The organism is Streptomyces sp. NPDC001920, assembly GCF_053594495.1.
Genome location: NZ_JBSFEP010000007.1, coordinates 25,803 through 46,591 on the forward strand (window position 1 = coordinate 25,803; position 20,789 = coordinate 46,591).

Sequence of the window (20,789 nt, forward strand, 5' to 3'; positions counted from 1 at the left end):
AAACCGCCAGTTGGGGATGGCTTTCGAGACAAGCTCCGGCCAGAGATCGGCGAGACCGAGATGTCGCTCATCATCGGCGAGATCGATGCCCACGCAGCCTCTCTGCTGGTCACCAGGATGTTCCAGGCTGGCGCAGACCGGAGGGTAACCACGGCCGGGCAGTTACGGGAACGTAACTTCCGAGTCGTACATTCACCTACGAGAGCGAACCCTCTTCACGTGAGCGTCTTCCCGCCGGACGTAGCCCCTGGGGAGCCAGCGGAGTGGGACGAAGCCATGGCCGAGGCGTTCAATGCATGCTTCACTGAGAACGATAAAGCGGGAGGTGATTGCGATGGATAAGGCCTTGATGCCCGTCTTGGGGAACCTGGCATGGATTCCTCACGCCGCCACCGAACGAGTCGAGATCCTGGACAGATTCAACGGCGTGCCGACGCTAGGTGTGCTGAAGCTACCGGAAAACGATCACCTATTCTGGCGTGCCGTGGGCTACGTCCCCGACAGGTTCTCCGTCTGGATCTACGCACCGATTGATTCGGATGACTCCGCCCACCTGGAAGAGTGTGACTTCGCCCATCTGTTGGATGGCCTGGTCTTCGAATCCCAGGTGCCACGCTACGTAACTGTTGGTGTCGCTGAGGACAATCGGCTCGTCTTTGAGCGTGAGTGGCTGCTGCCTGCGGGTCACTCCTCCGAGGACCTGCGCCTTGACCTGCTGCAATTCCTGCTCGAAGCACTGAGGATCGCCAAGGCACAGGGGCTTCCCCCCGGCAGGCGAGACGTCGTTGATCGCGCCACGCGCGCAGTACGAGAGATGGCTACCGCTTCCGGGTAACCAAACGTCAGGCACCGCTGATCACAAGCAGAGAACCGATGGGCCCCCACGTAGCCTGCCTACATGGGGGCCCATTGCGCGCCTCAAGGCCTCAGCGAGTGCAGGCGCTAAGTGATAGCCCCTCTCGGGGTGTCGCAGTAGGAAGGCTTCCTAGAGAGCTTCCCAGTTCGGCTTCGCTGCCTGATCCAACTTACGTACTGCAGGCAAACACTCCACCGCGAGGTGATCCACTTGTCGAGTGGCAAGATGCCCCTCCTGTGCCACTCTCGTGCCAGAACGGGCGGGGAGTCAGGGGGAACCGCAGGGCTGAGGGGCGCAACGGCAGGAGATCAGCCACGGCCAGGAAACCGCAGGTCACGTACGTGGTCGCTCAACCTCGCTCCTAAAGCGGGTGTCACCGATTCTCATTCAGAAGCGGCAACACGAAAAACCGGCCCGCACGAGATCAAGGGCCGGTCGTTCGCAGTGCTGACCAGAGTGGCATCTCAGCGAGCCGTGCGCCGGAGCCTTCTCAGCCGGGCCCAACGGTGCTGGTGAATGCGGCATCCCAGCAGCAGGCCGCGCGCGTTGTTCCGGCATCCCGTGCCATCACGAGTCGCAGCACCACAGTATGTCGGCACCTGAAATGCGAAGTACAGGATGCTCGCGCCAGCAAGGACTAGGGCCAACGCCACGCCCTCAGTCATCCAAACGGCTGGCGACAGCACAGACGTTGCGTAGCCCCAGTACGAGCGAAGCCCACCAAGGCTGTCCGGAAATGCTAGCCGCATATGAGAACGGGGCCTCCGCCTTCGCCCCCTCGCGCCGGCTCCTGTATCCGCTGTGCGGAAGATGTCTCGCATCCGCCAGGACGCTCCGACAACGATGGAGATCGCAGAGATCAGTTGCAGCAGCTTCCCAGGGCGATCTTCGAGGCCAGCAAGCCACTCCTCTTCGTACCGCTGAGCCATCGAAGCATCAGTAATGCGCCGCGCAGACCAACGCACCAACTTACGAGCCAGCCAGGGACAGACGTCAATCGCCTCGTTGACGACTGCTCCCAGCACGAGAGGAACGAGGATCTCGAGCGCGCTCACCAGGCGTTCCCCCAACGAAGCATCAGCCGTAGGGCAGGCCGTAGTCTGCCGCCACTCCGTGCGGAGGGTAGTTCGCCTCGCCTTTCCAACACGGTGGCCCGACTTGCTGCAGCCCCGTCACTGGTGAGGGAGTAGAAGCGCCGCCGCGGGCGACCTTCCTTGGGGTGCTCATCCTCCCAACGGCTCTCCAGCCACCCGGCCTGCTCCAGGCGGGCAAGGATGGGATACACACTGCCCGTCGGCCTTCCTGCGGCTCTGGCCACAGCGAAACCGTGCAGTTCGCCGGAGGTCAGAAACGCCTCCATGACGTCGAGCATCGCCGACGTGATCCGAAAGGGTTGCTCCATAAGCTAACTCTACATATGCAGCAGAGGAGTTGGTGGCACTCTTCGCAACTGCTCGTGGCGCACGTCCGGGCACGGCGGCACTGACGCGGCCTTGAGGTAGGTCACAGGTCATGTGCCAGATCCGTGCCAGATCCTGCGGGGAATCATGGGGAACACCGGGCAGCAAGGGGGCAACCGTCCGCGCCCCGGCACCGCTCCACCGCAGGTCAGCAAGACAAGCGCCCATAGATCACCTCAGCTTCCCAAGCTGATGGCTCAGCACCGTCGTAGCGGCCCGGCCGTCGTGGCTCGCTCTGGTCGACGGCATTGGCAGCGTGGCTAAGGCCGGTGGGTGTACAGCGAGGCACACGCGTGCGTGGTCGGTCGGCGCACCCGCCGTCGTGGCTGACTGTCGTCGGCTGAGGTTCAGACGGGGTGTATCGAGGGTGCCGGCCGTCAGTTGAGTGGGGCGAAGCTGGGCCGTCCCTGGGCCGTCCGAGGCCGCTCACCAGTGGCCAACAACGACCAACGACGACCACCAGGCCCACGAGCCTACAGCCCCTGACCAGCAAAAACCCAGCTCACCAAGATCCCCGACAAGACCCAGGGCAAGAAGAAGTAACGCGCAACGATCAAGGCCCCTGCCTGCGGTTTGTCCGCGGGTAGGGGCCTTGTGGCTGTGCCGGGGCCGGCTCTGGCCCGTCAGCCGGTCGACCGGGCCGTTTCCGGTGCTTCAGGAAGTCCGGCTCGCGCATCGGCGAACGCCCCCGCCCCGCGCTTGTGGCACGGGCCGAGGGCGTGATCGCGAAGAGCCGGGGACTAGCCGGGGAACGGCTTGCTCGCGTCCTCGTCGGCCTTGATGCAGGCGTCGAGCCTCTTCTGAAGGGCCGCCGCCTCGTTCAGCGCCTTCCGGGCCGCCGCGGTCTCGCCCAGCTGCTTCAGCTTCGCGGCCTTCGACTTGAGGCTGGCGATCTGCTGGCGCATCTGGCTCGGGTTGCACGTGATGGCGGCCTTGGCCGAAACCGTGCTCTGGCCGGCCGACGGCGCGGCCTGGGCGGGCGCCGACGTGATGAAGAGGCCCCCGACGATGGCCGCGGAGACGGCCAGGGCGGAAATGCGCTTGGTCATAGGTTGTTCCCCCATGTAGGGCTGTGCGTTGGTCGGGAAGGATCTTACGCACACTTGTTAACTCACCGGTAACCGGCCCCGGCCTCAACCCACTTGAGCGCCGGCGACTGGCAGACTGGCCGCCTGTCGTGGCACCTGGGGCCGGGGGTGGGATGAGCGGGCGTACGAGAGCGTGGCTGATCGGCGGCTGGCTCGTACTGGTCGTCGGTGGCTGGTCGTTCACGGAGTCGATCGACGACGGGATCGAGCCGACCTCGGGCCCGCGGCCGAAGTCCTCGCCGACCAAGTCGCCTTCCGGGTGCGAGGTGCCGACGCCCGCACCGTCGGAGCCGGCGGAGACCGACCTCGCCGACCGCCACGGCGAGGAACCCGCCGTCGCCACAGCGGTCATCTGCCGAATCGGGTGAGGTGAGGCGGTCGGCGGGCGTCGGCGCCGCGAGCATCCCCCACCCGTACCGCCGTTCCCGTCGCGGCGCCGTGCGTCACACCGCCAGCGGCACCGGGTGGATCTCGTCCGGCGCCACGCCGCCCCCGCGTTCGTGGGCGCGCTTGACGGCTTCGGGCGAAGGGCCCTCGCTCAGGCAGTACACCGTGCCCGACCGCGGGTCGGCCCATGCGTGTTCGAAGTGAACTCCGTCTTCATGCTCGACGGCGGCGGTGGCGTCGTGGGCCTCCTGCAACTGCTCCGCCGTGATGCCCTGCATTCCGTGGTGGACGTCCATGAACCGTGTCATGGGCCTCGCACCTCCTTCCTTCTCCCCCGCGCGTCCCCCACGCCCCACGCCCCCTACGTCTCCCCGCCGGGCCCGTCGGCCGTCGGCCCCACGGCCGCTGGACGCGCGTGCAGACGACACCCGCGCCGGGCGTACTCCCGCGCCGGGCGTACTCCGCCTGTCGGGCGTACTCCGCCTGTCGGGCGTACTCCTCAGACCCTCCTCACACCCTCCTCAGACCGTCAGCGGAACCGGATGGACCTCGTCGGCCTTGTGCCCGGCCCGCTCGTGAATGCGCTGGACCGCTTCGGCCGAGGGCGCCTCGGAGAGGCAGTAGACGACGCCGGACTCGGGGTCGGCCCAGGCCCGCTGGAAGTGCACGCGCTCGTCCTCCTCGATGGCGAGGTCGGCGTTGTGCGCCTCGCGCAACTGCTCGGCCGTGATGCCCTTCATCCCGTGGTGGACGTCCATGTACTGAGCCATGTGTCCGCACCTCCTTCCTGAACCCGGGGTGCGTTCACCTGCTCTCCTTCCATGCTGCGCCCGCAGGGCACGGTGAGCGAGGCGAGGCGGGCACAGCGGAGGGGCCCCGGTGCGGTCACCGCACCGGGGCCCATCACTGCCGTACCGCGTCGTACCAGGCGTCGTACGGGGGCCAGGGCGCCTTACGCCGTGGACCCTCCCGCCGCCCGCTTCCTCACCCGCACTGGCAGGGATTGCCCGACTGGCACCCGCACCCGCAGCCCGAGCCGCAGCCGCACGCGCCGAAGAGCGGGAGGCTCCTGATGTCGGCGGACTGCTCGGTCGGGCGTTCCTGCGTGGGGTCCGGTGTCGTGCCGGCGCTGTTGGGGGATTCGGCCATGGTCCCTCCTCAAGGCTGGAGCCTGTGCCCATTCCATGCCCGCGTCCCTGGGCGCATCAACGGCGCACAGAGGCTTACGCACGCCCAGCCCGGAAGGACTACGCCTGCTCGGTCCCCGAGGCCGGCTGGATCTCCGGCTGCAGGTCCGCCTGGAGCTCGTCCGCGTGCTCACCCGTCACCAGGTACACCACGCGCTTGGCCACGGCCACCGCATGGTCGGCGTACCGCTCGTAGTAGCGGCCGAGCAGGGTGACGTCGACGGCCGTCTCGATGCCGTGCTTCCAGCGCTCGTCCATCAGGTGCTGGAAGAGGGTGCGGTGGAGCAGGTCCATCGCGTCGTCGTCCTGCTCCAGCTGGAGCGCGAGGTCGACGTCCTTGGTGACGATCACCTCGGCCGCCTTCGCCATCAGGCGCTGCGCGAGCTGACCCATCTCCAGGATCGTGGCGTGCAGGTCCTGCGGGATCGCCCGCTCGGGGTACCGCAGCCGCGTGAGCTTGGCCACGTGCTGGGCCAGGTCGCCCGAGCGCTCCAGGTCGGCCGACATGCGCAGTGAGGTCACGACGATACGGAGGTCCGTCGCGACCGGCTGCTGGCGGGCGAGCAGCGCTATGGCCCGCGCCTCCAGGTCGTGCTGAAGATCGTCGACCTTCTGGTCGGCCTCGATCACGCTCTCGGCCAGCTTCAGGTCGGAGTCGAGGATCGCCGTCGTGGCGCGCCCGATCGCCGACCCGACCAGCCGGGCCATCTCCACCAGACTGTCGCCGATCGAGTCCAGTTCCTCGTGGTACGCGTCCCGCATCAGGGAGTCCCTCTCTTACGTCTGCCTCGGGTGTTCCAGGGGCCAGGAACCGTTGCCGGACCGTCCGGTCCGCTCCGCCGGTCCGCACCGCCCACCGATCCGTCAGTCCGCTCCGACCCGTCAGTCTTGTCGTCAAACCGGCCAAACCGTCAAACCGACAGTCCTACCGTCGTGACTTAGACAGTAAGACTGTCGTCAAAACGTCAGTCGGACTGTCGTGAAACCGTCAGTGTGATCTCCATGCCGAACCGGCAGGGCGAACCCGACGCTCCCACGATCCGGCCCCTACGCGTCTGTTTCCGCCACCCCAAATGAACCATCTCTGGCTCCAAGGTGAACTCTGAGCGACGAGTGTTCGAGCTCGCACTCCGACGGCTGTGGCCGACGCCTGCCCCATGCCTAACCTGGACTCATGGACGTGAACGCGGCGGTCGCCGCAGCTGCAGCGATCGCCGGGGTACTCACCGGCGTCATCGCCATGCTGGCGTTCCGCTGGAGCGAACGCGACCTCAAGCGCCCCACCCGGACCTCCCTGCACACCGACCCGGTCCTGCCCCCCGGCGTGGACACGGTCCTGTCGGTGCTGCGCTCCTCCGCCGTCGTCCTCGACGAAGGGGACGGCGTGGTCAAGGCCAGCTCGGCGGCGTACGCCCTCGGCCTGGTCCGCGGCGGCAAGCTCTCCGTCGAGCCCATGCTCCAGATGGCCCGGGACACCAGACGGGACGGTGAGATACGGCAGGTCGAGCTGGACCTGCCGAGACGAGGCACCGGCCGCGGCGAGGCCCTCGCCGTGTCCGCGCGCGTCGCGCCCCTCGGCTCCCGCCTGGTCCTGCTCCTCGTGGAGGACCTCACCGAGGCCAGGCGCATAGAGGCGGTACGGCGGGACTTCGTGGCCAATGTGAGCCACGAGCTGAAGACGCCGGTCGGCGCGCTCTCCCTGCTGTCGGAGGCCGTCATGGACGCCTCCGACGACCCGGAGGCCGTGCAGCGCTTCGCCGGCCGTATGCAGATCGAGGCGACCCGGCTCACCAACCTGGTGCAGGAACTGATCGACCTCTCCCGGGTGCAGAACGACGACCCGCTGGAGGACGCCGAGCCCGTCCGCGTCGACGAACTCGTCGCCGAGGCCATGGACCGCTGCCGGCACGCCGCCGGGACCAAGCAGATCACCATGGCCGCCGGGGGCACCTCCGAGCTCAGCATCTGGGGCCACCGCGGCCAGCTCGCCGCCGCGCTCGGCAACCTCGTCGAGAACGCCGTCAACTACTCGCCCGCCCGCACCCGCGTCGGCATCGCCGCCCGCCGGGTCGCCGCGCCGGGCGGGGACCTCATCGAGATCGCCGTCACCGACCAGGGCATCGGTATCTCGGACAAGGACAAGGAGCGCATCTTCGAGCGCTTCTACCGCGTCGACCCGGCCCGTTCCCGTGCCACCGGTGGCACGGGCCTCGGTCTCGCGATCGTCAAGCACGTGGCCGCCTCGCACGGCGGGGAGGTCACGGTGTGGAGCTCCGAGGGACAGGGCTCCACTTTCACTCTGCGGCTGCCGGAGGCCGGTGCGGCCCGCGACCGTGCACAGCAGCACCCCGACCTCGACGACGAGGCCGGACAGCCCACCGGCGCCCGCTCCCGCACATCCCCCGACTCACCCCCTGACACCACCGCGTACGAAACGCTTTCCGCCCCGGAGGTCCTTCCGTGACCCGTGTGCTCGTCGTCGAGGACGAGGAGTCCTTCTCCGACGCCCTGTCGTACATGCTCCGCAAGGAGGGCTTCGAGGTCGCCGTCGCGACCACCGGGCCCGACGGACTCGACGAGTTCGAGCGCAACGGCGCCGATCTCGTCCTCCTCGACCTGATGCTGCCGGGGCTGCCCGGTACGGAGGTGTGCCGTCAGCTGCGCGGCCGCTCCAACGTCCCGGTGATCATGGTGACCGCCAAGGACAGTGAGATCGACAAGGTCGTCGGCCTGGAAATAGGGGCCGACGACTACGTCACCAAGCCGTTCTCCTCGCGCGAGCTGGTCGCCCGTATCCGGGCCGTCCTGCGCCGCCGCGGCGAGCCGGAGGAGGTGACGCCGGCCGCCCTGGAGGCGGGCCCGGTCCGGATGGACGTCGACCGACACGTGGTCACGGTCTCCGGCTCCAAGGTCGACCTCCCGCTGAAGGAGTTCGACCTGCTGGAGATGCTCCTGCGCAACGCCGGCCGCGTGCTGACCCGGATGCAGCTCATCGACCGCGTCTGGGGCGCCGACTACGTCGGTGACACCAAGACCCTCGACGTCCACGTCAAGCGCCTGCGCGCCAAGATCGAGCCGGACCCGGGCGCGCCGCGGTACCTGGTGACGGTGCGCGGCCTCGGCTACAAGTTCGAGCCGTAGGCCCGAGCGCGTACACGGCCGCCGCAGAGGAAAGGCGGGACCTCCCGTTCGGGGGGTCCCGCCTTTCCTTCTACGGCCGTGCAGGTGCCGTACGGCAGCTCAGTGACCGGCAGCCGTGTGCGAGGCGCTGTCGGACGGGGACGCCGCGCCGGCGCCGCTGCCGGCGCTCGCGCCGGCCTCGTGCCCGGCTCCCGCGCCGGCGCTCGACGTGGCCGCCCCGCTCGGGGAGGCCGTGCCGCTCGGGTCGGTGCCGGCGGCCGGTGACCCGCTCGGCGAGGCCGACGCGCCCGGCGCCGCGGGAACCTCGGTCGGGCCCCACTCCTTGAAGTAGTGCTCGGCCGGGACGACGAACGCGCGCAGGCTCACGTCACCGGTCTTGCTGAAGGTGAAGGTGATCTTCTGGGCGTTGCCGTCCTGGACCGCCTCACGGCTGCTGGGCAGCACCGCGGCGGCGTTGTCCTTGCCGCCCAGGATCAGCGAGCCGCCGGCCGGGATGGTCAGGCTGCCGCCCTTGGCGGGCTTGAGCTCGGCGGTCTTGTCGGTGCCGTCCACCTTGATCGCGTCCAGCGTCTGCGGGGTGCTGCCGGAGTTGAACAGGGTCGCGGAGATCGCGGCCGGGCCGGTCGACTCCAGGTCCGGCTGGGTGATGACGACGGCGTTCTGGATCTCGATGTCGCCGACGGAGGTGGCCGCGTTGTCGGGCTTGATCTCCAGCGTCTGGGCGTTGTTGCCGGCACCGCACGCGGCGAGCGAGGCGATCGAGAACGCGATGGCGGCGGCGGCGAGGGCACCGCGTCGAAGGCTGCTGCTCACGGCGGCGGCAACTCCTTGACTCGAACGGGGCGGGCTGCATAAAGCCGCCCTAAGTGTCTGTCAGCGGCCTTAGGTTACCGAGCCGTTCCCGCGCGACCGCACCCGACCCTCCCCTGAGCGGCCGAAGTGCCGAGGAAGCACCTCTTCGTACGCCTTCCGGCATCCGCCCGTCACCCACAAGTGAGCCGCCGGTCACATTGCCCGCGCTCTCGTCCGTCATTCGCATTAGCGCCTCGCAAGTGGGCGCGCAAAACTTCCGTGAAGGAATACGCGACCCCGCCGGAATTGATCACCGAGTGTGCCGCCGGCCTGGCCGTGATCAATTCCGGAAACGTCCGGTACCCGACTCCGGACGCCGAACGGAGTAGCGGAAGTCGCACACTTGGAACCGGACATATGTGGATGTTCGGCCGCTCGAAGGTGCCTCCGGATGTGTGTAACGTACGCGTTTCACCTCGCCCGCAGAGCGCCTCCGACCTGCGAATACATTCTTCCGCTCGGCCCGCGCAGCACGTTCCTGTCGGACTTGTCAAGCCCCGAGATATGCCCTGACCTGCGAAAACGCCATTCAGTAGACGCCGTATCCGTGTTACCCTGGATAGCCACGGAAGGGGTACCTGTCACATGACGTTCAAGGTTGGCGACACCGTGGTCTATCCCCATCACGGGGCCGCGCTGATCGAGGCCATCGAAACTCGCCAGATCAAAGGCGTGGACAAGACCTACTTGGTGCTGAAGGTCGCCCAGGGTGACCTGACGGTACGTGTGCCAGCGGACAATGCGGAGTTCGTCGGCGTGCGTGATGTGGTCGGTCAGGACGGGCTGGACCGGGTCTTCGAGGTGCTGCGCGCGCCGTACGCCGAGGAGCCCACGAACTGGTCGCGTCGCTACAAGGCAAATCTGGAGAAGCTCGCCTCCGGCGACGTCATCAAGGTCGCGGAAGTCGTGCGTGACCTGTGGCGTCGTGAGCGTGAGCGTGGACTCTCCGCCGGTGAGAAGCGCATGCTCGCCAAGGCCCGCCAGATCCTGGTGAGCGAGCTCGCTCTCGCGGAGAACACCAACGAGGACAAGGCCGAGGCCCTGCTCGACGAGGTTCTCGCGTCCTGACGCGATCCATCCGCCTCGGTTCAGCACAGTGCTGAATTTCTTCAAAAAAGTGCCGCGGTGCCCGATGACGCAACAGCTGTCGCCGGGCGCTGCGGCATGTTCGCTCACAGGCGCTGTACATCCCCCCTCGGGGGTGTCCCCCGATACTTGGCGTGCCGGGCCGGGCGGCTGCTCGACCGCTGTCACGGAAGGGGTCCGGTCAAGACGGCCCACCCGGCACTTCCCCGAGCTCCACGAGCAGGGGGTACCTCCAGGGCCATACCCACGTAGGCCGAGCACACAAACCTGACAGGAACCGATGTCTGACGTTTCGCTTCCTTCGCCCTCGGAAGCCCTTGGTGCGGCCCGCTCCGGGGCCCGGACAGCCGTCGTGATCCCGGCCGCCGGCCGGGGCGTACGCCTCGGTCCGGGCGCCCCCAAAGCGCTCCGTGCGCTGAACGGCACACCCATGCTCATCCACGCCGTACGCGCGATGGCCGCCTCCCGCGCCGTCTCCCTCGTGGTCGTCGTGGCCCCGCCCGACGGCGCCGCCGAGGTCAAGTCGCTGCTCGACGCGCACGCCCTGCCCGAGCGCACCGACTTCCTGGTCGTCCCCGGTGGGGAGTCCCGCCAGGAGTCCGTGCGGCTCGGCCTGGACGCGCTCCCGCCCGACTACGACATCGTGCTGGTGCACGACGCTGCCCGCCCGCTGGTCCCCGTGGACACGGTGGACACGGTGATCGAGGCGGTGCGCGACGGAGCGACGGCCGTGGTCCCCGCCCTGCCGCTCGCGGACACCGTCAAGGAGGTCGAGCCGGCCGCCGCCGAGGGCGAGCCCGAACCGGTGGTGGCCACCCCGCCGCGCGCCCGCCTGCGGGCCGTGCAGACGCCGCAGGGCTTCGACCGCGCGACGCTGATCCGGGCGCACGAGACGGTGACCGGCGACGTCACGGACGACGCCGGCATGGTCGAGCAGCTCGGGCAGACGGTCGTGGTCGTCCCCGGCCACGAGGAGGCCTTCAAGGTCACGCGCCCGCTGGACCTGGTGCTGGCCGAGGCGGTTCTGGCGCGCCGGAGGCTGAACGATGGCTTCTGAGCTGCTTCCGGCGCTGCCCCAGGTGGGCATCGGCACCGACATCCACGCCTTCGAGGAGGGCCGTGAGCTGTGGTGCGCCGGCCTGAAGTGGGAGGGCGAGGGCCCCGGACTCGCCGGGCACTCCGACGCGGACGTCGTCGCGCACGCCGCCTGCAACGCGCTGTTCTCGGCGGCGGGCCTCGGTGACCTGGGACAGCACTTCGGCACCGGGCGGCCCGAGTGGTCCGGCGCCTCCGGGGTCGTACTCCTCACGGAGGCGGCGCGGATCGTGCGCGAGGCGGGCTTCCGCATCGGCAACATCGCGGTCCAGGTCGTCGGCCCCCGCCCCAAGATCGGCAAGCGGCGCGACGAGGCCCAGAAGATCTTGTCGGAGGCGGCGGGAGCCCCCGTGTCGGTGTCGGGCGCGACCACGGACGGCCTGGGCTTCCCCGGCCGGGGCGAGGGCCTGATGGCGGTGGCGACGGCGCTGGTCGTCCGCACCGGCTGAGGCGGGGGTGTCGGCCGGGGCGCGGGACGCGACAAACGGGGCACTGCTCCCCGCACCCCCACCGGCCCACTACCCTAGGTGCCGTGACTATTCGGCTGTACGACACCAGCGCCCGGCAGATCCGTGACTTCACCCCGCTCCAGCCGGGCTGCGTCTCGATCTACCTGTGTGGCGCCACCGTGCAGGCCGCACCGCACATCGGGCACATCCGCTCGGGGCTCAACTTCGACATCATGCGCCGCTGGTTCGCGTACCGCGGCTATGACGTGACGTTCATCCGGAACGTCACGGACATCGACGACAAGATCATCCACAAGTCCGTCGAGCAGAACCGCCCTTGGTGGTCCATCGGCTACAAGAACGAGCGCGCCTTCACCGACGGCTACACCGCCCTCGGTTGCCTCCCGCCCACGTACGAGCCCCGCGCCACCGGCCACATCACCGAGATGGTCGAGATGATGCGCGGCCTCATCGAGCGCGGTCACGCCTACGAGGCGGACGGCAGCGTCTACTTCGACGTCCGTTCCTGGCCCTCCTACCTGGAGCTGTCCCGGCAGGACCTCGACGAGATGCGCCAGCCCGCCGAGGAGGGCATCACCGGCAAGCGGGACCCGCGCGACTTCGCGATGTGGAAGGCCGCCAAGCCGGGCGAGCCCGACTGGGAGACCCCGTGGGGCCGCGGGCGCCCCGGCTGGCACCTGGAGTGCTCGGCGATGGCGCACAAGTACCTGGGCTCCGCCTTCGACATCCACGGCGGCGGTCTCGACCTGATCTTCCCGCACCACGAGAACGAGATCGCCCAGGCCAAGGCCTACGGCGACGAGTTCGCCCGGTACTGGGTGCACAACGCCTGGGTCACCATGAGCGGCGAGAAGATGTCGAAGTCGCTCGGCAACAGCGTGCTGGTGTCCGAGATGGTCAAGCAGTGGCGCCCGATCGTCCTGCGCTACTACCTGGGCACCCCGCACTACCGCTCCACCATCGAGTACAGCGAGGACGCCCTGCGCGAGGCCGAGTCGGCGTTCGCGCGCATCGAGGGCTTCGTGCAGCGCGTGGTGGAGAAGGCCGGCGTGGTCGAGCCGTCCCCCGAGGTGCCGCTCGCCTTCGCCGAGGCGATGGACGACGACCTGGGCGTCCCGCAGGCGCTCGCCGTCGTGCACACCACCGTCCGGCAGGGCAACTCCGCGCTGGCCGCCGACGACAAGGAAGCCGCGGTGGCCCGCCTCGCCGAGGTGCGCGCCATGCTCGGCGTCCTCGGCCTGGACCCGCTCGACCCGCAGTGGGCCGGCGAGACCGACCGCGGCGAGGATCTGCACGGCGTGGTCGACAGCCTGGTCCGCATGGTCCTCGACCAGCGCGAGGCGGCCCGCTCCCGCAAGGACTGGGGCACCGCGGACGCCATCCGCGACCAGCTGGGCCAGTCCGGCCTCGTCATCGAGGACAGCCCGCAGGGCCCGCGCTGGAGTCTCGGGCCGCGCTGACCGGGCTCCCGCCCGGGAAGATCGATTGTGCCGCCCGGCCCTCCGGGCGGCACACTGCATAGACGTACATTCGAACGCTCACGACAGACAGGTAGGTCATGGCCGCGAACAACCGCCGCATGTCCGGCAAGAAGGGCGCGCAGGTCGGCAGTGGCGGCCAGCGACGCAAGGGTCTTGAGGGCAGGGGCCCGACCCCGCCCGCCGAGATGCGCAAGGGGCACAAGAAGAACCGCATCGCCAGCGCCAAGGCGAAGCAGGCCGTACGCCGTCCCGCGCCGCGTGGCCGCGGCGGCAAGTCCTCGTCCGAGCTGGTCGTCGGCCGCAACCCGGTCGTCGAGGCACTGCGCGAGGGCGTGCCCGCGAGCACCCTGTACGTCCAGCAGTTCATCGACAACGACGAGCGCGTCCGCGAGGCCCTCCAGCTCGCCGCCGAGCGCGGCGGCATCAACCTCATGGAGGCCCCGCGCCCCGAGCTGGACCGCATGACCAACGGCCTCAACCACCAGGGCCTGGTCCTCCAGGTCCCGCCGTACGAGTACGCCCACCCCGAGGACCTGGCGAGCGCCGCCTACGACGACGGCGAGGACCCGCTCATCGTCGCTCTCGACGGTGTGACCGACCCGCGCAACCTCGGTGCCGTCGTCCGCTCGGTCTCCGCCTTCGGCGGCCACGGCGTCGTCGTGCCCGAGCGCCGCGCGGCCGGCATGACCGCCGGTGCCTGGAAGACGTCCGCCGGTACGGCGGCCCGCACCCCGGTCGCCCGCGCCACCAACCTCACTCGCGCCCTGGAGGCGTACAAGAAGGCGGGCATCGTGGTCGTCGGCCTCGCCGCCGACGGCGAGCACGAGATCGGCGAGCTGGAAGCCCTGCAGGGCCCGGTCGTCATCGTCGTGGGCAGCGAGGGCAAGGGCCTGTCCCGGCTCGTCGGCGAGACGTGCGACTTCCGCGTCCGCATCCCGATGCCCGGTGGCGCGGAGTCGCTCAACGCCGGTGTGGCGGCGGGGATCGTGCTCTACGAGGCGGCACGTCGGCGCGGCTGAACACGCGTCCGTCGCTTCACCCGTACGGGGTAATTCTGGTGGCAGTGGTGCGACCTGCGCATCTTTGACGGAGTCCGGACAGATCCGGCCGGTCAAGGCAGTGTCCTAACGTCACGTCACTCGGTTAGTTGAGTGTGGACACCAGAACACCCCGCACACCCACGGGGGACCGCTCGTCGGGATACGACGACGCTCCCGCGCTGAGCATGGTGAAGGTGCCGAGCGATCCGGCGCAGATCATCGTCAATCACGCGAGCTTCCGCGTGTTGCTGGGCGCGTCGACCGGGCGTACCGAATCCCCCCGCATCGCACGGCACTTGAGCGCCACCGAGGACACCACCCGCATCCCCGTCGTGGGCGCGGCCGGCAGAGCGGGCGCCGCGTCCGGCGCCCGCCGCCGGGTCTCCGTCTGGAACGGCACGTCCGCGCCGGACGACACCGGCGCCCACCGCCTGCTCCAGGCCGTGCGGGACGGTAGCGTCCGCCACGGCGACGAAGCAGCGCCCCTCGGCGGGGGCACCCAGGTCATCCCGCGCGTCGACGTCGGCGGCTACGACCGGGGCTACGAGGACGAGTTGACGCAGACCGTCGAGACGCCGACGGTCGGCGCGCAGCGCACGCACGAGTCCCTTGAGACACGGCTGCTGCCCCACATGCGCACGGTCGAGGGCGCCTACGACGAGGAACTCGTCTACGACGACGAGCAGTTCGAGGACGAGGCCCCCGGCCCGGACGAGCCCGGTACGCAGCTCAAGCGGTACGGCGAGGACCCCGCGCGGCACGCGTACTACCCCGGCCGCCGGATGAACCTCGGTGTCGTCCTGCTCCCGCTGCGCGTCTTCCTCGGCTTCATCTCCATCTACGCCGGCATGGGCAAGCTCTGCGACCCCGTCTACTTCGACGGCGGCAAGCGCGGCTCGATGGTGAAGTGGCTCAACAGCCTGCACCCGTGGGAGGTCGCCGAGCCGCTGCGCCAGTTCGCCCTGGAGCACCCCATCGGCTCCGGTCTCGTCATCGCCTTCTTCCAGGTCATCGTGGGCGTGCTCACGGTCCTGGGCTGCTGGCAGCGGGTCGCCGCGGTCGTCGGTGCGCTGCTGTCGGCCGCGCTCCTGGTCACCGTGAGCTGGAAGAGCGTCCCGGTGTACGACGCCCCGGACATCATCTATCTCGCCGCGTGGTCCCCGCTGATCATCGCGGGCGCCCCGGTGTACTCCATCGACGGCCGCCTCGCGGGCATGGCCTGGCGGCGTCTCGGCCCCCGCTCCGACATCTGGGAGCTGCGCCAGTACGTACTGCGCCGCGGTGCCCTGGTCACGGTGGTCGTCACCGGCCTCACCCTTCTGATCGGCTCCCTGCTGGGCGGTGCGGTCCGCGACGCCGACCGTGTGGTCGTCCCCGGCCCCGGTGAGGCGCCCCGCAACGAACTGCCCGGCTCCCCGCTCCCGCAGGAGCCCGACCAGCGGCACAGGAGGACGCCGTCGGCGTCCGACTCGCCCACCCAGGGCGCCACGTCGGGTGCGGCCACCCCGTCGGGTGCCGCGACCACGCCGGGCGCCACCAGCGACACGGGCAACGCGGGCGCGGGTACGCCCAGCCAGACGCAGGGCACGGGGGGACAGGCCCCGCCCCAGCAGTCCACGCCGGTCGACCAGGCGCCCAGCACCAGCACCGGCCCGACCTCCGGTGGACCGTCCTCCGGCGGCGGCTCGACCGGCGGTTCCGGCAGCGGCGGCTCCGGCTCCGGCGACGAGGGCCTGGTGGGCGGTCTGCTGGGGTGACCGGTCCGGTGGGCGGGTCCCTCGGCACCCCGCCCGCCGGCTGACACCGCACAGCGCCGAGTACGACGACGAGGGGCCCTGGACGGATCGACGTCCAGGGCCCCTCGTCGTGCCCGCCGGGCTCACGGGCCCGTACACGGGAAGCGGCAGGGGCGGTCTCAGCGGCCCAGTGCCGCCAGTTCCTTCGCGGCCTCCGTGAGGTCCTTCGCGGTGTCGATGGCGCGCCAGTACGCCCCCTGCGGGATCGGGAAACCGGCCAGCCGGCGCTCTCGGGCCAGATGGGGGAACGTGGTGCGCTCGTGGTCGCCGCGCTCGGGGAGCAGGGCGGCGAAGGCGGGGGAGAAGACGTAGACGCCCGCGTTGATCTCGAAGGTCGACGGCGGGGCCTCGATGAAGTCGGTGATGTGCCCGAAGCCGTCGGTCTTCACCGCGCCCCACGGGATGCGGGGGCGCGCGAGGGCGAGCGTCGCGACGGCGTCGCGCTCGGTGTGGAAGTCCGCCATGTCGCGCAGCGAGAAGCGCGTCCAGATGTCGCCGTTGGTGGCGTACCAGGACTGATCCGGGTGCGGCAGGTGCGCGGCGGCGTACTTCAGGCCGCCGCCACGGCCGAGCGGCTCCGTCTCCACGACGGTCGTGACGCGCACGGGCAGGTCGGCCGTCTTCAGCCAGTCCTGCAGGACGTCGGCGAGGTGGCCGCAGCTGACCACCACGTCCGTCACGCCCTCCTCGGCGAGCCAGGTGAGCTGATGGCCGATGATCGGCGTCCCCGTGCCGGGGATCTCGACCATCGGCTTGGGCCGGTCGTCGGTGTAGGGACGCAGCCGGGATCCCTGGCCCCCGGCCAGGACGACGGCTTGAACGGGGCGGGACGCGGCGTTCGGATCAGTCATGAACGAACTGTACGCGGCGCCCCGCTCACGGCATTCGCCGGCAACCCTTGCCTTGCGGCCGTCACCGTCCGGTGAACAAGGTGATCAACTGTGCGCGGCCGCCACACCCGACGCGAAGGCGGTGTCGCAGACGGGGCGGGAGTACGACTGGGCGCGCGTCGGACCGTACACACGCACCGCGGCACGGCCGAGGGCGCGGGCGATCGAGGCACAGTGCCGCGCCAGGGACGGACGCTCGTCCACGGCCTGCTGGAGGTGGGTCAGGGCGACGCCCGGGTTCTTCTCCTGCAGCTCGGTCAGCAGCTGGTCGCGCAGCACGTCCTGCGGGGCGCGTGGAGTGGCGTTCCTGGACCCCGCGGTCGAGACGTCGGTCGCGGTGAGCACCGAGTCCGAGGGGTTCCCCGACCAGTTGACCCGGGTGACCGCGAGGGTCCCGGAGAGCACCAGGACGACGGGCAGGACGAGGGCGAGCGTGCGGCCGAGCTGGCGGGCGGGGCCCCGGTGGCCGCGTCGTGTCTGTTGGGTGGTGGAGTGCTTCACGCGAGTGAGGGTAGCGTTCAGTGCTGATATGGCGACATTTGGTCACCGTTTCGGGGGATGAACTGACGCCTGGGCTCGGCGGCGTGTTGACGTACAGCGCTCGAAATGGACCGATCTGCCGGGGTATTTGTCGACACGGAAGAGGGCCCCGCAGGAGTTTGCGGGGCCCTCCTCGTCAACCTGGGTGAATTATCCGGGGTTGTACTTCCTGTGCTCGCCCTCGGGCGCTCCCTCAGTCGGAGAGCCGCTCACCCGTGGAGGTCGAGAACACGTGGGTCTCGCCCGAGCGCGGGACGACGTGCAGCGTGCTGCCCTTCTCCGGGACGTCACGGCCGCTGACACGGACGACGAGGTCCTTGGAGTCGTCGCCGCCGACCTTGGCGGTGCCGTAGACGTAGGCGTCGGCGCCCAGCTCCTCCACGACGTTCACGGTGACCGCGAGACCCAGGTCGGCGTCCGAGCCGGCCACGTCGAAGTGCTCCGGGCGGACACCCACGGTGACGGTCTTGTCGGTGGCGGCGGAAAGCGCTTCGCGGTCCACCGGCACGACCGACTTGCCGAACTTCACACCGCCGTCGGTGATCGGGACCTCGACCAGGTTCATGGCCGGGGAGCCGATGAAGCCGGCGACGAAGAGGTTGGCGGGGCGGTCGTACATGTTGCGCGGGGTGTCGACCTGCTGGAGCAGACCGTCCTTGAGGACCGCCACACGGTCACCCATCGTCATGGCCTCGACCTGGTCGTGGGTGACGTAGACGGTGGTGATCCCGAGCCGGCGCTGCAGCGACGCGATCTGCGTACGGGTCGACACACGGAGCTTGGCGTCCAGGTTGGACAGCGGCTCGTCCATGAGGAAGACCTGCGGCTCACGCACGATGGCGCGGCCCATGGCGACACGCTGGCGCTGGCCACCGGAGAGGGCCTTCGGCTTGCGGTCCAGGTACTCGGTGAGGTCGAGGATCTTCGCGGCCTCCTCGACCTTCTTGCGGATCTCCGCCTTGTTGACGCCGGCGATCTTGAGCGCGAAGCCCATGTTGTCGGCGACGGTCATGTGCGGGTACAGCGCGTAGTTCTGGAACACCATGGCGATGTCCCGGTCCTTCGGCGGCAGGTGCGTGACATCACGGTCACCGATGCGGATGGCGCCGCCGTTGACGTCCTCGAGCCCGGCGAGCATGCGGAGCGAGGTGGACTTGCCGCAACCGGACGGGCCGACCAGTACGAGGAACTCTCCGTCCTCGATGTGGATGTCGAGCGCGTCCACGGCGGGCTTCTCGGTGCCCGGGTAGATCCGGGTCGCCTTGTCGAACGAGACAGTGGCCATGGTGAATGGGCCCCCTTCTACCGGCAGGAACGTGCCGGACGATCCGTTGTAGGAAGGTGGTTGGTTTAGTCCACACATGCGGACTGGCTCTGGACGCTACCTGGCGTTCGCCTGGTCTGTCAGTACCTGGAGGCATGTGAACTTCGCGGAAATTTTCGACGGGGCCGACTCGGAACCTGGGTACACTGCACGGGCGCGTGCCCGATCCGGCGCGCGCATGCCTCCTTAGCTCAGCTGGTCCAGAGCGGCTGTCTTGTAAACAGCAGGTCGTCGGTTCGAATCCGACAGGGGGCTCTCCAGGGCGGGGCGGTGTCGACGACACCGCCCCGCACGTTTTTTCCCACTCCCTCCCGCACCCCATGTCCCCCAAGGGACACGGGACATGGACCGGCGTGCAACCGCTCCGCTACTGCTAGTGTTCGTTCCGTCACGGTAGGCAATCAGCCTCAATGTATTTGTCATGAAAACCGAGGGTTCCATGCGCAAGCTCCACCAGGTCATGATCGTCGCGGCGGCGGCCGGCAGCCTTTCCGCCATCGGTGCGGGCACCGGTGTCGCGTACGAGAAGGCGCCGACCAAGACCGACCTCTACCGCCCCTACCAGGAGTGCAGCCCGCAGACGGTGGCCGAGGGCAGCCTCCCGATCGCCGTGCTGGGTCTCTCCGAGACGTTCGACACCACCTGCGGTCAGTTCAACAACGCCTTCACGGGCTGAGGTCGGCGGCATAGTCGTGCGCGACGCCTTCCGCGGGCCCCTTCGGGGTCACCCCCGAAGGGGCCCGTCCATGTCCTGAACTCCGGTGCGGCGATGAGCGGTTGTGGCCACCTCGGACAGCGCCACACAGCAGGTCAGTCCTTCACTTCGTAAAGCGAAACGGTCCCGGACCCCCCGGACATCGGTGGGGCACGGGGCCCGTATCTCCGACTTCCCAGGCCCTGGCGTGGCGGTTCGCGGCGTCCGGTGCCCGGGCACCCCTCACAGAAGGAGACGCAACACATGTTCAACGGAAAGAAGATCGCGGCCGTCACAGCACTTCTCGGTGGCCTCGCCATGACTTGTATCGGTGTCACCCAGGCTCACGCCATGGCGAACCCGGGCGGGTGCGCCCCCGACGCCCAGGGCAACATCGTCTGCACCCAGCGGATCGTGGGCCAGGTGCCCGAGGGTGAGGACATCGCCCTGCGCCGCTCGGTGACCTGCCAGCCCACGCAGCCCCTGACCCTGCCCGCTCCCGGCCTGCTGTCCAGCGGACAGACGCGGATCGGCCCCCACATCACCTGCACCGACGTGACGCCCGCGGCCCCGGCGCCGGCCGCCGACACGAGCAGCGACAACGTCAGTGCTCTCTCACGTCTGCTGGGCAGCCCCAGGGTGTAGCTCCCGACGCGCCCTGCCCCCCTCTCAAGCAGCGGATGGCCGGACCGGCTCGACCGGTCCGGCCTCCGCTGTTTCTGCGTTCTCGGCGCTCGGCTTCACCGGCGTCGGCAAACGGGTGACGGCCTCCGGCTGCCCGTTACCCACCCTCGGGCAATCGTCGTTCCCCTCAAGGGAGAAGGGCGGCCCCGGCATGGCCGCGGCACCGGCTTCCGCATTCCCTTCGAGGCCCATGACGGGACGGACGAAAGGGTTCCTTGGCATGGGCCGACACGACACGGAGAAGGGTAAAGGTCCCAAATTGCTACGGATTGCGTGTATATGCTCACATTAAGTAGTCAGCCAGGGCTTCGTGCCCGGGAAGAAAGGGTCAAACTATGCGCAGGTTTCAGCGTGTTGCCGTCGTAGCCGCTGCGGTCGCGGGGCTGTCCGCCTTCGGTATCGGCGCCGGCACCGCCTTCGCCCACGAGGACGACGACCTCAACGCCCAGAACGTCACCGCGGTCGCCACCTCGACGGCCAACGCCGTGGGTACGTGGGGCGTTCCGGCCGACGACAAGTCGAAGGCTGCTCCGCACGCCGCGCCGGAGGCCGCTCCGCAGGCCGCTCCGGAGGCTGCCCCCAAGGCCGCTGCTCCTGAGTACGGCTACGGCGAGTACTCCGCTCCTTACGTCGCCAAGTAACAAAGCGCCGAGGACTCGATGCGCGAGTTTCAGGGCACTGCGATTGTCGTCGTGACGGTCGCGGAGCGGGTGACTTT

General features: G+C 69.3%; 23 protein-coding genes and 1 tRNA gene. 14 read left to right on the forward strand and 10 right to left on the reverse strand.

Going from position 1 to position 20,789, the window contains the following annotated elements:
* Positions 1-334 precede the first annotated feature (334 nt).
* Positions 335-835: a hypothetical protein gene (locus ACWCPI_RS13445; RefSeq protein ID WP_451038252.1), complete on the forward strand. Its 501-nt coding sequence runs from the start codon at positions 335-337 to the stop codon at positions 833-835.
* A 1,072-nt stretch (positions 836-1,907) separates the two neighbouring features.
* Here the strand turns inward: ACWCPI_RS13445 and ACWCPI_RS13450 are convergent.
* Entirely contained in the window at positions 1,908-2,258 is a 351-nt protein-coding gene (locus ACWCPI_RS13450; protein ID WP_451038253.1) for a PadR family transcriptional regulator, read from the reverse strand.
* Between the two features lie 798 nt (positions 2,259-3,056).
* Positions 3,057-3,365 (reverse strand): hypothetical protein, encoded by a 309-nt coding sequence (locus ACWCPI_RS13455; protein ID WP_451038254.1) that lies wholly within the window; start codon positions 3,363-3,365, stop codon positions 3,057-3,059.
* 152 nt (positions 3,366-3,517) lie between these two features.
* Here ACWCPI_RS13455 and ACWCPI_RS13460 point away from each other — a divergent pair, with 152 nt between their 5' ends.
* A complete protein-coding gene (locus ACWCPI_RS13460; protein WP_451038255.1) occupies positions 3,518-3,772 on the forward strand; it encodes a hypothetical protein in 255 nt (84 codons plus the stop codon).
* Positions 3,773-3,847: 75 nt separating this feature from the next.
* On the opposite strand, the gene ACWCPI_RS13465 is transcribed toward ACWCPI_RS13460, so the two are convergent.
* The 4 genes from ACWCPI_RS13465 to phoU all read right to left on the reverse strand — a co-directional run bounded on the left by ACWCPI_RS13465 (position 3,848) and on the right by phoU (position 5,740).
* Positions 3,848-4,099 (reverse strand): SCO4226 family nickel-binding protein, encoded by a 252-nt coding sequence (locus tag ACWCPI_RS13465; protein WP_451038256.1) that lies wholly within the window; start codon positions 4,097-4,099, stop codon positions 3,848-3,850.
* A 213-nt stretch (positions 4,100-4,312) separates the two neighbouring features.
* Complete coding sequence (locus ACWCPI_RS13470; RefSeq protein ID WP_451038257.1) at positions 4,313-4,561, reverse strand: SCO4226 family nickel-binding protein; 249 nt, start codon at positions 4,559-4,561, stop codon at positions 4,313-4,315.
* Positions 4,562-4,775: 214 nt separating this feature from the next.
* The gene (locus tag ACWCPI_RS13475; RefSeq protein ID WP_451038258.1) at positions 4,776-4,940 is read right to left on the reverse strand and encodes a hypothetical protein; all 165 of its coding nucleotides are present in this window, start codon (positions 4,938-4,940) and stop codon (positions 4,776-4,778) included.
* A 98-nt stretch (positions 4,941-5,038) separates the two neighbouring features.
* On the reverse strand, positions 5,039-5,740 hold the full coding sequence (gene phoU / locus ACWCPI_RS13480; RefSeq protein ID WP_451038259.1) for a phosphate signaling complex protein PhoU: 702 nt from the start codon (positions 5,738-5,740) through the stop codon (positions 5,039-5,041).
* 412 nt (positions 5,741-6,152) lie between these two features.
* Between phoU and ACWCPI_RS13485 the strand changes: the two genes are divergently transcribed.
* Positions 6,153-7,442, forward strand: a complete 1,290-nt coding sequence (locus ACWCPI_RS13485; RefSeq protein WP_388807383.1) for a sensor histidine kinase — start codon at positions 6,153-6,155, stop codon at positions 7,440-7,442.
* The gene (locus ACWCPI_RS13490; RefSeq protein ID WP_015659563.1) at positions 7,439-8,119 is read left to right on the forward strand and encodes a response regulator transcription factor; all 681 of its coding nucleotides are present in this window, start codon (positions 7,439-7,441) and stop codon (positions 8,117-8,119) included. The genes ACWCPI_RS13485 and ACWCPI_RS13490 overlap by 4 nt, the downstream gene beginning before the upstream one ends.
* Positions 8,120-8,218: 99 nt before the next feature.
* Here ACWCPI_RS13490 and ACWCPI_RS13495 read toward each other — a convergent pair whose 3' ends face one another.
* Positions 8,219-8,932, reverse strand: coding sequence for a DUF461 domain-containing protein (locus ACWCPI_RS13495; protein ID WP_451038260.1), 714 nt, complete (start codon positions 8,930-8,932; stop codon positions 8,219-8,221).
* A gap of 624 nt (positions 8,933-9,556) precedes the next feature.
* Between ACWCPI_RS13495 and ACWCPI_RS13500 the strand changes: the two genes are divergently transcribed.
* The 6 genes from ACWCPI_RS13500 to ACWCPI_RS13525 all read left to right on the forward strand — a co-directional run bounded on the left by ACWCPI_RS13500 (position 9,557) and on the right by ACWCPI_RS13525 (position 15,900).
* Entirely contained in the window at positions 9,557-10,039 is a 483-nt protein-coding gene (locus tag ACWCPI_RS13500) for a CarD family transcriptional regulator (RefSeq protein WP_003953493.1), read from the forward strand.
* Between the two features lie 298 nt (positions 10,040-10,337).
* Complete coding sequence (ispD, locus tag ACWCPI_RS13505) at positions 10,338-11,114, forward strand: 2-C-methyl-D-erythritol 4-phosphate cytidylyltransferase (RefSeq protein ID WP_451038261.1); 777 nt, start codon at positions 10,338-10,340, stop codon at positions 11,112-11,114.
* Positions 11,104-11,601 (forward strand): 2-C-methyl-D-erythritol 2,4-cyclodiphosphate synthase, encoded by a 498-nt coding sequence (gene ispF, locus ACWCPI_RS13510; protein ID WP_451038262.1) that lies wholly within the window; start codon positions 11,104-11,106, stop codon positions 11,599-11,601. The genes ispD and ispF overlap by 11 nt, the downstream gene beginning before the upstream one ends.
* A gap of 83 nt (positions 11,602-11,684) precedes the next feature.
* Positions 11,685-13,082, forward strand: a complete 1,398-nt coding sequence (cysS, locus tag ACWCPI_RS13515; RefSeq protein WP_451038263.1) for a cysteine--tRNA ligase — start codon at positions 11,685-11,687, stop codon at positions 13,080-13,082.
* Positions 13,083-13,180: 98 nt separating this feature from the next.
* Positions 13,181-14,122, forward strand: a complete 942-nt coding sequence (gene rlmB, locus ACWCPI_RS13520; protein ID WP_451038264.1) for a 23S rRNA (guanosine(2251)-2'-O)-methyltransferase RlmB — start codon at positions 13,181-13,183, stop codon at positions 14,120-14,122.
* A gap of 134 nt (positions 14,123-14,256) precedes the next feature.
* Positions 14,257-15,900, forward strand: a complete 1,644-nt coding sequence (locus ACWCPI_RS13525) for a DoxX family membrane protein (RefSeq protein ID WP_451038521.1) — start codon at positions 14,257-14,259, stop codon at positions 15,898-15,900.
* A gap of 158 nt (positions 15,901-16,058) precedes the next feature.
* Here ACWCPI_RS13525 and ACWCPI_RS13530 read toward each other — a convergent pair whose 3' ends face one another.
* From ACWCPI_RS13530 to ACWCPI_RS13540, 3 genes are all read right to left on the reverse strand, one after another.
* On the reverse strand, positions 16,059-16,790 hold the full coding sequence (locus ACWCPI_RS13530; protein ID WP_388807389.1) for a nucleotidyltransferase family protein: 732 nt from the start codon (positions 16,788-16,790) through the stop codon (positions 16,059-16,061).
* Positions 16,791-16,874: 84 nt separating this feature from the next.
* Complete coding sequence (locus ACWCPI_RS13535) at positions 16,875-17,330, reverse strand: hypothetical protein (protein WP_451038265.1); 456 nt, start codon at positions 17,328-17,330, stop codon at positions 16,875-16,877.
* Between the two features lie 232 nt (positions 17,331-17,562).
* On the reverse strand, positions 17,563-18,654 hold the full coding sequence (locus ACWCPI_RS13540) for an ABC transporter ATP-binding protein (protein WP_451038266.1): 1,092 nt from the start codon (positions 18,652-18,654) through the stop codon (positions 17,563-17,565).
* A gap of 219 nt (positions 18,655-18,873) precedes the next feature.
* Between ACWCPI_RS13540 and ACWCPI_RS13545 the strand changes: the two genes are divergently transcribed.
* The 4 genes from ACWCPI_RS13545 to ACWCPI_RS13560 all read left to right on the forward strand — a co-directional run bounded on the left by ACWCPI_RS13545 (position 18,874) and on the right by ACWCPI_RS13560 (position 20,712).
* Positions 18,874-18,948: transfer RNA gene (locus ACWCPI_RS13545), tRNA-Thr, on the forward strand.
* Positions 18,949-19,132: 184 nt separating this feature from the next.
* Positions 19,133-19,369 (forward strand): hypothetical protein, encoded by a 237-nt coding sequence (locus ACWCPI_RS13550; protein WP_451038522.1) that lies wholly within the window; start codon positions 19,133-19,135, stop codon positions 19,367-19,369.
* Between the two features lie 282 nt (positions 19,370-19,651).
* A complete protein-coding gene (locus ACWCPI_RS13555; protein WP_388807392.1) occupies positions 19,652-20,032 on the forward strand; it encodes a hypothetical protein in 381 nt (126 codons plus the stop codon).
* 374 nt (positions 20,033-20,406) lie between these two features.
* Entirely contained in the window at positions 20,407-20,712 is a 306-nt protein-coding gene (locus ACWCPI_RS13560) for a hypothetical protein (RefSeq protein WP_388807393.1), read from the forward strand.
* Positions 20,713-20,789: the final 77 nt, after the last annotated feature.